This window comes from Nocardia sp. NPDC003693 (assembly GCF_053981095.1).
This window is the reverse complement of sequence record NZ_JBSFNO010000002.1, coordinates 16576-29124: the sequence shown is the minus strand read 5'-3', so window position 1 is coordinate 29124 and position 12549 is coordinate 16576. Positions and strand designations below refer to the sequence as shown.

At 71.5% G+C, this 12549-nt stretch carries 11 protein-coding genes; 9 read left to right on the top strand and 2 right to left on the bottom strand.

The genetic code is table 11. From position 1 onward, the window contains the following. The first annotated feature begins 6 nt into the window (after positions 1-6). Both ACWDOP_RS04060 and ACWDOP_RS04055 read left to right on the top strand, forming a co-directional pair. Positions 7-1299 (top strand): ATP-binding protein, encoded by a 1293-nt coding sequence (locus tag ACWDOP_RS04060; RefSeq protein ID WP_456344048.1) that lies wholly within the window; start codon positions 7-9, stop codon positions 1297-1299. A 51-nt stretch (positions 1300-1350) separates the two neighbouring features. After that, positions 1351-1998, top strand: a complete 648-nt coding sequence (locus tag ACWDOP_RS04055; RefSeq protein WP_454202390.1) for a response regulator — start codon at positions 1351-1353, stop codon at positions 1996-1998. A 6-nt stretch (positions 1999-2004) separates the two neighbouring features. Here the strand turns inward: ACWDOP_RS04055 and ACWDOP_RS04050 are convergent, their stop codons facing one another. Next, entirely contained in the window at positions 2005-3159 is a 1155-nt protein-coding gene (locus ACWDOP_RS04050) for a serine/threonine-protein kinase (RefSeq protein WP_454202391.1), read from the bottom strand. A 246-nt stretch (positions 3160-3405) separates the two neighbouring features. Between ACWDOP_RS04050 and ACWDOP_RS04045 the strand changes: the two genes are divergently transcribed. Both ACWDOP_RS04045 and ACWDOP_RS04040 read left to right on the top strand, forming a co-directional pair. Further along, entirely contained in the window at positions 3406-4293 is an 888-nt protein-coding gene (locus ACWDOP_RS04045) for a hypothetical protein (protein ID WP_456343858.1), read from the top strand. 130 nt (positions 4294-4423) lie between these two features. Continuing rightward, the gene (locus tag ACWDOP_RS04040) at positions 4424-6052 is read left to right on the top strand and encodes a DNA polymerase Y family protein (protein ID WP_456343857.1); all 1629 of its coding nucleotides are present in this window, start codon (positions 4424-4426) and stop codon (positions 6050-6052) included. 28 nt (positions 6053-6080) lie between these two features. Here ACWDOP_RS04040 and ACWDOP_RS04035 read toward each other — a convergent pair whose 3' ends face one another. After that, entirely contained in the window at positions 6081-6488 is a 408-nt protein-coding gene (locus ACWDOP_RS04035; RefSeq protein ID WP_456343856.1) for a winged helix-turn-helix transcriptional regulator, read from the bottom strand. Between the two features lie 78 nt (positions 6489-6566). On the opposite strand from ACWDOP_RS04035, the gene ACWDOP_RS04030 reads away from it, so the two are divergent. The 5 genes from ACWDOP_RS04030 (at position 6567) to ACWDOP_RS04010 (ending at position 12514) form a co-directional block, all read left to right on the top strand. Next, positions 6567-7511, top strand: coding sequence for an NADP-dependent oxidoreductase (locus ACWDOP_RS04030; protein WP_456343855.1), 945 nt, complete (start codon positions 6567-6569; stop codon positions 7509-7511). A gap of 318 nt (positions 7512-7829) precedes the next feature. After that, on the top strand, positions 7830-8582 hold the full coding sequence (locus ACWDOP_RS04025; protein ID WP_456343854.1) for an alpha/beta fold hydrolase: 753 nt from the start codon (positions 7830-7832) through the stop codon (positions 8580-8582). 106 nt (positions 8583-8688) lie between these two features. After that, the gene (locus ACWDOP_RS04020) at positions 8689-9258 is read left to right on the top strand and encodes a YdeI/OmpD-associated family protein (RefSeq protein WP_456343853.1); all 570 of its coding nucleotides are present in this window, start codon (positions 8689-8691) and stop codon (positions 9256-9258) included. Next, positions 9255-10319, top strand: a complete 1065-nt coding sequence (locus ACWDOP_RS04015; protein WP_456343852.1) for a sucrase ferredoxin — start codon at positions 9255-9257, stop codon at positions 10317-10319. Before ACWDOP_RS04020 ends, ACWDOP_RS04015 begins: the two co-directional genes overlap by 4 nt. A 395-nt stretch (positions 10320-10714) precedes the next feature. After that, positions 10715-12514 (top strand): hypothetical protein, encoded by a 1800-nt coding sequence (locus ACWDOP_RS04010; RefSeq protein WP_456343851.1) that lies wholly within the window; start codon positions 10715-10717, stop codon positions 12512-12514. The last annotated feature ends 35 nt before the right edge of the window (positions 12515-12549 follow it).

The following is a 12549-nucleotide window of genomic DNA, read 5'->3' as shown; positions in this document are numbered from 1 at the left end:
GGGGTGATGGAGCCGCCGCGTCCGGGGGTGTACGCGCCGCGGCTGCTGCGGCGGTCCGGGGGGCGGGTCATCGGCGGGGTGGCGGGCGGGCTCGCCGATCATCTCGGGGTCGACGTGTTCAAGGTGCGGATGGCATTCGTGCTGCTGTCCGCGCTGGCCGGGGCCGGGGTGGTCGTCTACGGGCTGCTGTGGATCTTCACCCCGGGCGGCGAGGACGAGACGCCGCCCTCGCCCGCGGAGCGGCGGCAGGCTGTCGGGCTCGCGCTGCTGGGACTCTCGCTCGCGGTGGCCATGGCCTGGGTGCTCAACGGCACCGCAGCCCAGGTGATCGGCCCGATTCTGGCGGTGGCCATCGGCGCTGCGCTGGTGTGGCGCGAATTCGACGCCGAGGGCCCGCGGTCGGTCATCGGCCTGCCCGCGTCGCCGACGGTGGTGACCTGGGCGCGCATCGTGGGCGGTGCGACGCTCATCGTGGTCGGGCTCGGCGTGGTGGTGCTGGCCCGCATCGATCTGAGTTCGCTGGGGTCGGCGTTGCTGGCGGTGGCGGTCACCCTGATCGGGGCCGGACTGCTCACGGTGCCGCTGTGGCTGCGCATGGTGCGGGCGCTCAATGATGAACGCGCGGCACGCATTCGCAACGAGGAGCGCGAGGAGATCGCCTCGCACCTGCACGATTCGGTACTGCAGACCCTGGCCCTGATCCAGCGGCAGGCCGGGGATCCGCAGGAGGTGGTGCGGCTGGCGCGCAGCCAGGAACGCGAACTGCGCAAGTGGCTGTTCGACGACACCGGCCCGGCGCAGTCGAGTCTGGCCGCGGCGCTGCGCACCATCGCGGGCGAGGTGGAGGATCAGCACGGGGTGAAGGTCACGCCGGTGACCGTCGGCGATGTGTCCATGGACGTGGACGACAGCGGGGTCGGCCTGCCCAAGGAGAACTTCACCGCCGTGCTCGGCGCCGCGCGCGAAGCGCTGGTGAACGCCGCCAAGCACGCCGAGGTGCCGGCCATCGACCTGTTCGCCGAGGCCGAGCCGCACCAGGTGAGCGTGTTCGTGCGCGATCGCGGTAGGGGGTTCGACGTGGACGCGGTCGAGTCCGATCGGCACGGGCTGACCCGCTCCATTCGTGCCCGGATCGAAAGGCGCGGTGGGCATGTGGAGATCGTGTCCGCGCCGGGGCGCGGGACCGAGGTGCGAATCATCATGCCGCGCAAGGACGGTGCGGACGATCGGATCGTGGTGGTGCAACCGGCCGAGAGTCCGGCCGGAGAAAATGATGATGGATCCGCTGGAAGTGCGTGATCTGGTGAAGGATGTAACCGCGGCGCAGCGGAGGCAGAAATTACAGAGGAGATGTCGGTGAGTGTCCGGGTTTTCTTGGTCGATGATCACGCCGTGTTCCGGTCCGGGGTGCGGGCCGAGCTGAGCCGGGAATCCGATATGGAGGTGGTCGGCGAGGCCGGCGGGGTGGCCGAGGCCATCACCGGGATCAAGGCGACCACGCCCGATGTGGTGCTGCTCGACGTGCACATGCCCGACGGTGGTGGCGTCGCGGTGCTGCAGGGTGTCGAGGCGGGCCCGGTGTGCTTGGCGCTCAGCGTTTCCGACGCGGCCGAGGATGTGATCGCGGTGATCCGCGCGGGCGCGCGCGGCTATGTCACCAAGACGATTTCGGGGCCGGAGCTGGCCGACGGCATTCGAAGGGTGGCGGGCGGGGACGCGGTGTTCAGCCCGCGCCTGGCCGGGTTCGTCCTGGATTCGTTCACCGGTAAGTCCCCGGTGCCCGAACCCCCGCTGGATCCCGAGCTCGATTCGCTGACCCCGCGCGAGCTCGAGGTGCTGCGCCTGCTCGCGCGCGGCTACACCTACCGCGAGATCGCCGAGTCGTTGTTCATCTCGGTGAAGACGGTGGAGACCCACGCCTCGAACGTGCTGCGAAAGACCCAGCAGTCCAACCGGAATGCCCTGACCCGCTGGGCACACCGCCGCCGCATCGATTGATCGCTACTACAGCGCCACCAGGATCACGATGATGATCAGCAGGCCGATCAGCAGGCCGACCGCCACCGCGAGCGGGCCCGCGTTCGGGCCGAACTTGGCCAGGTCGAAGCCCGTCGACTGCTGCTGCGGAGCGGCGGCGGGCGCCGCCGCCTGCTGGCGTTGCGGGCGCGGCAGCGGGGTGGAGTTCGGGCTGCGCAGGCCGGCGGCGGAGTTGCGGGCGGCCCAGGCCGGAATGGTGCCGTCCTCGGTGCGTACGGGCGCGCCGAGGATGTAGGGCGCGGTGCCGGGACCGAATGCGGCGGTGAGGATTTCGTTGCGGGCCTCGGTCATGGTGGGGCGGCGCTGCGGCGCGGGCTCCATCATGTGCAGCAGGACGTTGGTGAGCGGGCCGCTGCGGGTGGGCGGAATGATCTGCGCCATGGCCGCGCGCTCCACGATCACGCCGCTGTCGTCGTCGAATCCGTAGGGCGGCTGACCCTCGATCGCGGTGTACAGCGTTGCGCCGAGCGAGAATACGTCGCTGGCGGCGCTGGGCTGGATGCCGCGCGCCACCTCCGGCGGCAGGTAGGCGGGGGTGCCGGTGATGACGTCACTCACGTCGTCGGCGTCGCCCGCGCCGCTGGAGATGCCGAAGTCGCTGAGCTTGACCATGCCGACCTCGTCGCCGCGATCGGCGACCAGGATGTTGCCCGGCTTGATGTCGCGGTGCACGATGCCCGCGGCGTGTGCGGCGGCCAGTGCGTCGGCGACCTGCGCGCCGATCTGCGCGACCTCTATGGGGGAGAGGGTGTCCGCGAGCGAGAGCGCCTTGGCCACGCTGCGCGAGGGCAGGTATTCCATGATCAGCCAGGGTTCACCGGCCTCGAGGACCACGTCGTACACCGCGATGGCGTGCTCGTGCGAGAGCTTGGCGGCCACCCGGCCCTCGTGCATGATGCGCTGGCGTACCTCGCGGGCCTCTTCCTCGTCGAGGCCGGAGGTCGTCAGCACCTGTTTGATGGCCACATCGCGGTGCAGCAGGCGGTCGGTCGCCAGCCACACGGCGCCCATACCACCGCCGCCGAGCTTCGACTGGAGACGGTAGCGGCCGGCGACCAGGTAGTCGGGGCCGACGATGGGACGGGGGCGTTCGGTCACGGGTGCAGGGTAGCGGAAAACCATCCTGACTGGCCTGGTTCGAAACTCGTGGTTTGCGGCACCCTCGCGCTCGAGGTTTGCGCCACTGTCCTCTTGACGCGCGTCGGGGCTCGAGTTCTACTGTGCATGAATAGAACGTATGTTCGAGTATTCTTGGTTGCTGAATCGGTGCTGACTATCCGGCTCGGGCCCGTGGTGGTTCGGGGGCGCGGTTTCGTGCGAGCTCCCGGGAGTTGTGGGTCCCCCAGCGTTGGGAGAGGTGGTCGTTAGATGGATTCGGCGGAGGACGCGAAGCAGGCGCAGCTGGCGGAGCTGCGACGGCGGATGGCGGCTGTTCCGGCGCGCGGTGCGGGTGCGGCCGCGCGGATGCCGATGCGGGGTGACGCGCCGCAGGTGGCGGTGGGTTTCTCGGCGGCGGTGGGCAACGGCCGCACGGTCGCGGCGATGGCGGCGCCGGGGGCGACGCCCGCGAGCGGCGGGAGCGAGGGCGCGCGACGGCTCGCCGAACAGGTGCGGCGGGAGGCGTTGCCGGTGCCGTCCGCGCTCGAAAGTCTTTTGCCCGAAGGCGGTTTGGCCAAGGGCTCGGTGGTCGCCTATACGGGCGCGAGTTCGCTGCTTTCCGGTTTGCTGGCCGCTGTCACCGGGGCCGGCGGTCATGCCGCGGTGGTCGGGTTGCCGCGGCTGGGCTTGCTCGCGGCGGCCGAAATGGGCGCGCGGCTGGATCGATTGGCCGTCGTCACCGACCCCGGATCCGACCCGCTGGAGGTTGCCTCTGTTTTGCTGGATGGCCTCGATTTGGTGGTACTCGGGTTGAACGGCGCTTCGGTGCCGATGTCGCGCACCCGGGTGCTCACCGCGCGGGCGCGCAGCAAGGGGTCGACGCTGGTGGTGACGGGTGGTTCGTGGGCGGGGCCGGTGCTGCGGATCGACACCCATGTCGCCGGATACAGCGGGTTGGGGCGCGGGTGCGGGCGGCTGCGCACGGTGCGGCTGAACGTCTCGGTGCACGGGCGGTCGGCGCAGGCCAGGCAGGGGTATCTGGCCCTGTGCCCGAGCAACGGCCGCGTGGAGTGGGTGGATACGAATCCGGTGAGCGATACGGCGTCCGGCGCGCCGGACGCCGCGATCCCGAGCGTGGTCCGGCATGCCGTTTCCTGACGGTGGCGTGGGTCGTGCCGCGGTATAGCGGCCTCGACGCGGCCCGGCCGGACCGGTCGGTCCCGATCGTGCTGCGGCGCGCGGCTTTTCGGTTCGGCGGCGGATCCGTCTCGCCCGAGCGGAGCCGGCCGTGACGGCGCGGCGATCACGGGTGCTGGCGGTGTGGTGCCAGGACTGGCCCGCCGTCGCGGCGGCGGCCGAGGCCGGTGCGCCGGTGACGCGGGCGGTGGCGGTGTTCTCCGCGAACAGGGTTGTCGCGTGTTCGGCGGTGGCGCGGTCGGAGGGCATCCGGCGCGGGCTGCGCCGGCGGGAGGCGCAGGGACGGTGCCCGGATCTGCTGGTGGCACAGGACGATCCGGATCGGGACGCGCGGCTGTTCGAGGCGGTGGTGGCGGCGGTCGACGCGACGGTGCCGGGCGTGGAGGTGCTGCGGCCCGGACTGCTGATCCTGGCGGCGCGCGGCGCGGCGCGGTTCTTCGGCTCGGAGGAGGCGGCGGCCGAGCGGCTGGTGGACGCGGTGGCGGCGGCCGGTGTGGAGTGTCAGATCGGCATCGCCGACGAGCTCTCCACGGCGGTGCTCGCCGCGCGCCGGGGCGTCATCGTGCCCGTGGACCGCGGTGCGGAATTCCTTGCGCCGCTCTCGGTCTCGGAACTGTCGGTGGAACCGGCGCTGGCCGCGCCGGAGCGGGCGGAGCTGGTGGATCTGCTGCACCGCTTGGGTTTACGACGGATCGGCGACTTCGCCGCGCTCACCCCGGTGGAGGTGTCCTCCCGCTTCGGGCGCGACGCCATCACGGCGCATCGTTGCGCGCGTGCGGAACCCGAGCGCCCGCCGTCGGCGCAGACCCCCGCCCCGGATCTCACCGTGGAGCACCGCTGCGAACCGCCGATCGAACGCGTCGACGCCGCCGCCTTCGCGGGCCGCCTGCTCGCGACCCGCCTGCACGAGGCGCTGGCCGCGGCCTCCTCGGCCTGCACCCGCCTGTCCATCTACGCGGAAACCGAGTCCGGCGAACAGCTTTCCCGCATCTGGCGCTGCGCCGAACCCCTCACCCCCGACAGCACGGCCGACCGCGTGCGCTGGCAGCTGGACGGCTGGCTCACCCGCCGCACCCTGGATCGCGCCCGGCGGCTGCGCGCCGAGCGGCAGGATGTACCGGAAGACGAGATCTGGGATGAGACACCCGATCCCATCGTGCTGCTGCGCCTGGAGCCCATCGAGGTGGTCGCCGCCGGAGCGTTGCAGCTCGGGCTGTGGGGCGGGGTCGGCGAGGACGAGGAGCGGGCCCGCCGCGCCCTGGTGCGCGTGCAGGGTCTGCTCGGCGGGGACGCCGTTCGCCTGGGCGTGCTCAGCGGCGGTCGCGGCCCCGGCGAGCGCATCACCATGGTCAACCTGGGGGACGAGCCCGTGCCCGCCGCCGACCCGGCGCAGCCCTGGCCCGGTCGCCTCCCGGAACCGGCTCCGACCGTGGTCTGGGCCACCCGCCCCGAGGTCCGCCTGGAAACCGCCGGCGGCGAGCCCGTCTGGGTGACCGACCGCGGCCTGTTCACCGCCGATCCCGCAGTCCTGCACTGGGGCTCGCGCACCTGGGCCCTCATCGGCTGGGCCGGGCCGTGGCCCCTGGACGACCGCTGGTGGGTTCACCACCCCGAGCACCCGCCCGCGGCCCGCGCCCAGGTGCTCCTGGACGAGGACGAACGCGCCCTGCTCCTGCTGGGCTACGACGGGATCTGGCATGTGGAGGGTCTGTACGAGTGAACGGGCGCGCCGCCGGTGCCGTTGCCGGTCAAGGTCTCCGGTCGTCCGCGTCGTACCGGGTGCGCGCGGCGTGGACCTCGTCCATGTGGTCTTCGGCCCAGGCCTTGATGGTCCGCATGACCGGCAGCAGCGAGTGGCCGAGGGTGGTCAGTTCGTAGTCGACGCGCACCGGCACCGACGGGGTGACCGTGCGGGTGACCAGGCCGTCGCGTTCGAGGTTGCGCAGGGTCTGGGTGAGCATCTTCTGACTGACGCTGGCCAGGCGGCGCCGCAGCTCGCCGTAGCGCTGCGGGCCGTCGGCGAGCGCGGTGACGGCCAGGCTCACCCATTTGTCGGCGATGCGATCCAGCAGGTGGCGGGCCGGGCATTCGGCGAGATACGCGTCGTAGGCGGCCCCGGCCGCGGCGCGCTGCTGCTCGGCGGTGCGAGTCGGCACAGGCCACTCCTCGAGGTTCCCTACGCACCCGAAAGTGCCCACTTCCTTTCGGAGAGTAGCACTCTGAAACTGGTGCGCATGACGACGAACACGATGATGCGCGCGGTGGTCGCGCGCGGTTACGGGGGCGCCGAGGTGCTCGAGACGATCGAGGTTCCGGTTCCCGAGCCGGGTCCGGGGCAGGTCCTGATTCGCGTCGAGGCGGCCACGGTCAATCCCGTCGACCTGGCCACCCGCTCGGGCGCCCTGACCGACGCCGGGCTGATGGCGCCCCGCCCGGTCACCGGCCTCGGCTGGGATGTCGCCGGGGTCATCGAGCGTCTCGGTCCCGGGGTGCGCGGGTTCGCACCGGGCGGATCGGTGATCGGCCTGCGCGATCTGCTCGACTCCTCCTCCGGCGCGTACGCCGACTACCTCGTCCTGGACGCGAGCGCGGTGACCGCGGCCCCGCCCGGCGTCCCGGCCACCGCGGCGGCCACCCTCCCGCTGAACGGCCTGACCGCCGCGCAGGCGCTGACCCTGCTCGACCCGGTTCCCGGTAGCACGCTGCTGGTCACCGGCGGTGCGGGCGCGGTCGGCGGCTTCGCCGTGGAACTCGCGGTCCGCCGCGGCCTGCGCGTCGCCGCGACCGCCGGCGCCGCCGACGCACCGTTCCTGCGCGACCTGGGCGCCGAATGGATCATCGACCGCACCACTCCCGATCTGCCCGCCTGTATCCGGCGCCTGATCCCCGGCGGCGTCGACGCCGCGCTGGACACCGCGGGCGCGGGCGTCCACGCCCTCGCCGCGGTCCGCACCCGCGGTTCTTTCGTCACCGTGATGGGTGGACCGCCCCCGATCCCCTTGCGCGGCATCACTGTTCATCGGCAGTGGATCAGCGCGGATGGCCCCGCCCTCGCGACCCTCGCCGCCGCGAACCTCACCCTCCGGGTGGCCGGAACCCTTCCGCTGGACCGCGCGGCCGAAGCGCACCACCGCCTGGCCGCGGGTGGACTGCGCGGTCGCCTCGTGCTTACGCCGTAACCATCGGCGTCTCCGGCGACCAGGGGGATTCCCGCCACAACCGGTGGCGAGGGGAGCGCGCGACCTGGGGATCGGCTACGCCCTTTCGCCATCGCCGCAGGGGAGCGCGGTGCCGTCTCGACGCGAGCGTCGGCGCATCCCCGGCGCGGGTTGCGACCTGGTGGGGAGGGGCGACGCCGGGACTCCGGTATCGACCGGGACATCGTCAGGGCCACGGTGCGGTGGTGAGCGGGCGGTGCCTAACCGAATCCACCCAACCAGGTAATTCGGCACACAAGCGGCGGCGCGGGGGTCGGGCGGTCCGTACGCTGGATCCTCGTGGATACGGTCAGCAGGGTCATCGTGGGTGACGTGTCGATCGCCTATCGGGATTCGGGGGCCGCGGGGGACGACGCCGTGCCGGTCGTGCTGGTGCACGGGATGGGCGGGGACGGGCACACCTGGGACCGGTTCGCGGGGCGGCTCGGGAAGCTCGGGCGGCGGGTGATCATCCCGGACCTGCGCGGGCACGGGCGCAGCGCGCACGCGGGGTCGTATCTGTTTCCGGAGTTCGGCGCGGACGTCCTGCGGCTGTGCGAGCGGCTGGGGGTGGAGCGGGTCGATCTGGTGGGGCATTCGCTGGGCGGGTACGCGGCGTCGTGGGTCGCCATGGAACGGCCGGAGTTGGTGCGGCGGTTGGTGATCGAGGAACAGCCGTTGCCCCTGCGGTCGGGCGACGAGCAGGTGACGTTCACGCGCAGGCTGCCCTCGCTGCCGGAGCTGTGGCACGCCACCAGCAGCGCGATTCGGCATCCGCGCGCGGTGCTGGCCTTCGACCGGTCGATGACGGGCACCGCCCTGGAACAGTTCCGCAAGCCCTATCCGGAGTGGTGGGAGGGCCTGGCGGAGATCAGCGCGCCGACCCTGTTCCTGCGGGGCGGGCCCGGCGGCATGGTCGATCCGGCGAAACTCGAGCTCATGCGGGCCGCGGTGCCCGAGTTCACGGTGCGGGCCGTGGCCTGCGGGCACAGCATCCATCGCGATCGGTACCACGAATTCGAGTCGGCGGTGCTGCCGTTCCTCGGGCACTGAGGAAACCGAGCGTTCTCCCCGTTCTCGCCCCCGCCCGGCCCCGTCCGCGCCGGTCGTACCGTCGGGTACCCGACGGACCGCGCCGACCGGTATCTACAGTGAACCGGTGTCCGCACTCGAGCGCCCTACGCTGTTCTTTGCCGATGAGCAGTCGTTCCGGGAGTGGCTGACGGCCAACCACGCCGCGGTCGACGGCATCTGGGTGAAATTCGCCAAGAAGGGGACGGGTCACCTCTCCCTCGACTACGACGGCGCCCTGCGGCAGGCCCTGTGTTTCGGCTGGATCGACGGGCAGGCCCGGCGCGCCGACGACGCGGACTTCCACCTGCGCGGCTTCACCCCGCGCCGCCGGCGCAGTCCCTGGTCACAGCGCAACGTGGGCATTGCCGGGGAACTGATCGAGCAGGGTCTCATGCACCCCGCCGGGCAGGCCGAGATCGACCGCGCCAAGGAGGACGGGCGCTGGGACACCGCCTACGGCCGCGACCGCGATCTGCCGGAGGACTTCCAGGCCGCCCTGGACGCCAACCCCGAGGCCGCGGCCTTCTTCGACACCCTGCCCGCCCAGGCTCGCGTCACCGTCGGCTATCACCTCGGCAGCGCCGTGCGCCCGGAGACCCGCGCCCGCCGGCTCGAGCAGCTCATCGGCAAACTCGCCGCCGGGCAACCGCTATGAGCTCACCCGGGGACCTATCGAGTCCGCCCGGTGTCGGGCCGGTGTCGTTCGAGGGGCTGCCGTGCTCGACCGCGGCCCTGGAGGTTCCGTTGCCGGGCAGCGCCACCCGCGTCACCGGCTGGCTGTGCGTCGAACAACCCGGGGCGTGGGGCCGCGATGTCATCGGCGACGAGGTGCTCGGCCCGGAGATCACCGCCGAACTCGCCGTGCGCACCAAGGCCGCGCGGGTGCGGCCGACGCTCATCCGGCGGCCGGGCCGCAACGAATTCACCGGTGCGCGAACGGTTCTGCTCGCGAGTTCCCGGCCCGAGGGCTCCTGGTGCGAGCGGCTCGAGATCACCGACCTGACCCAGCTCTTCGACCTGGATCTGAGTCTGGTGAACGGTCCGCCGCCGGGAATCGGTGCGGCCGTGACCGATCCGCTGGTTCTGGTCTGCGCGCACGGAAAACGCGATCAGTGCTGTGCGCGCCTGGGCCGCCCCATCGCCGCCGGGCTGGCCGCGGCGCATCCCGGCCGGGTCTGGGAGTGCTCGCACACCGGCGGCCATCGCTTCGCGCCCGCCGTGGTGTTGCTCCCCACCGGCCTGACCTACGGCCGCCTGGACGAGGCGTCGGCCCGCGCCATGCTCGACGCCGCCGACCGGGGCGAGATCTCGCTGACCGGGCTGCGCGGCCGCAGTTGCTATTCGCCGGTCGAGCAGATCGCGGAAGTCGCCGTCCGCCGGTATCTCGCCGCGGAAGGCCGCGGCGGAACCGCCTCCGGTACGCCGTCCGCCGAACTGCGCGCCGATCCCGTTGCGCCGCATGCCGATCCCGCGAGCATCGATCCCGTGCCGAGTGTGAGCGGCGTCGAGCTGACGGTCACCCCGGCGCCCGAGTACGCCGATATCGCCGCCGACCCGGCCACTTTCGCCGGCGCGGCCCTGGTGCGCCACCCCGGCGACCGCACCTGGCTCGTCACCACGCGGTCGGTGAGCTACGCCCCGCGTCAGGCCAGCTGCGGCGCCGCACCCAAGCCGGTGACGGCGCTGGTCGTGAACGAGATCCGCGCACTCGACTGATTTCGGGTTGCGGCCGTGGGATTTTCGGGCAAATCCGACAATCTGCCAAATGAAAATATGCGCATCGAGTGATCTATTGCTGCCGTCGAGTGTGATCGCCACCGCCGGGCGCGTTCGAAACCGGGCGCGGCTTCGCGGCGAACCTCCGGCCGGCGGGTGCTTCCGTTTCGAGCCCGGATGGGGGACGGGTGAGGTGCCCCCGGCAACCGGATCAACGGTCTGACCAGGTCATGTCTCAGACGGTTGAGCACTTGCACTGCTACCAATCGAAAATTTCTCGCATATGCCAATGGTGACTTCGGTAACGCGGGTGGTGTGCTGGGCCGGACGTCGAGGTCAGCGGTCACACCGCGCCTCGGTCATTCCATCTGGGACACATGTGAAGGAGGCCGGTCGTGGCATCGGTTGTCAGTACCCGCCGGGGTCGCCCGGCCCGGGGGAACGCGCGGCGCGCGGCCGTGCTGGCCGTCGCCGCGGCGGTGGTGAGCGCGGTGTCGCCCGCGTTCGTCGCCACGGCGCAGGAGCCGATCCCGGTCAGCGGTGCCGCCGACCGCCAGGAGCGCGTGCTCGAAACCCGCGACGGGGTCGTCGTCTCCCAGGTCACCTACGCGCTGCCGCTGCCCGCGAACGCCGCCCCGCACCCGGCGGCCTGCGATCGCGCCGGGTATCTGCGCTACCGCGCGGTGGACGGGCCCGCCGACTCTCGCGACGCCGACAACGTGATCGTCCAGCAGCCGGGCGCCATCGGCGGCGCGGTCAACAACGACAGCGTCGCGGCCAATACCGTGGCCGCCGCGCGAGCGCTGGGGCAGCACGTCGAGTTCTGGGCGCTGGCGCGGCGCAGTTCCTGCCTCGACGAGACCTTCGGCTTCGACTACGCCCTGCGCAGCGGGAACTACCTGGACGCGGTCGACTACTACTTCAATCGCAAGCCGCTCGACGGTCAGGTGTTCGGCGGCTTCGAGGAGTCGCACGATCTCGCGGTGCTCGACGCCATGGGCATGGAACGCATCATCCGCGACCAGTACGAGATGATGCTGTTCGAGATCCCGGATCAGGCTGTGCGACAGCAGAAGTACGTGTGCACGGGAATCTCGCTGGGCGGCCTGGTCACCGGATTCTTCTCGGACTGGGATTTCGACGGCAATCCGGCGACCACCGCCGACGCGGGCTACAACCAGTGCGCCGCCTTCGCCGCGCAGGACACGATGATCACCTCCGATCCGGTGGCCATCCAGAACACCCCGTTCTTCAGCGATGTCACCAATGCCATTGTCGGACCGACGAACGACGTGGTGAAGGCCGTCGCCAACGTCGGGGTGCTGCCGCGTTCGCTGACCTCGGTGCCGGTCATCGGCGCGCGCACCTTCATGATCTACCGCCTGGCCGGGCTGGCCGCGCACCTGGATCCGACGGCGGAAAGCCAACTGCTGGCGCACCTTCCGCGCGATCTGGACCTCGAAATCAGCCTCGACTACATGTTCTCCGGATCGGTGGCGGGCTTCGCCACCAACGGCGCGGACGGCTCGGGGAACATTCGCGACTTCCGATTCACCAACGAGGCCCTGCTCGGGCTGTTCATCGACAACAACTCGGGCAATTTCGCGCTCTTCCACCAGGGTGTCGGCGCGTTCGGCGGTGGGCCGGTCACCGAGAAGGTCTTCCCGATTCCGGGTTCGGTCACCCAGATTCCGCTCATGGGCGGCTTCCTGCGCGCGGTCGCCGGCCCGCAGACGAGGGTGCGGCCGACCGATCGCACCGCGCTCTACACCTGGCGGAACTACGACGACGTGCGCGGGATCCCCTACACGGCCCCGAACCACGAGTCCTCCGATATCCGGGACGCGGCACGGCAACTCGGCACCGGCGGACCCTACGCGTACTGGGAGACCTACTTCCCGTCCCGGATCTTCATCGATATCGGCGCGGGTTACGGCGGCGCGCGCAGCGGCGACATGACCGGCCTGCGTTACGCGAACATGGCGCGCACCAAGCCCATGTACATCGCCTACGCCGGTGACGGTTTCGTGCAGCAGGGCGCCGGCATGGTGGTCCCGCCGCCGCCCACCGCCCAGGTGGTCACCCTGCCCGGCTACAGCCACGTGGACACCATCGGCGCGGCCCGCGTGCAGAACGACGGTAGGCCCGACGCCAGCGCGCAGACCCTGGCCGAATTCGTGAAGAGCCTGCGATGACGGGCGAACCCACCATCACTGCGAACCGAAAGCGG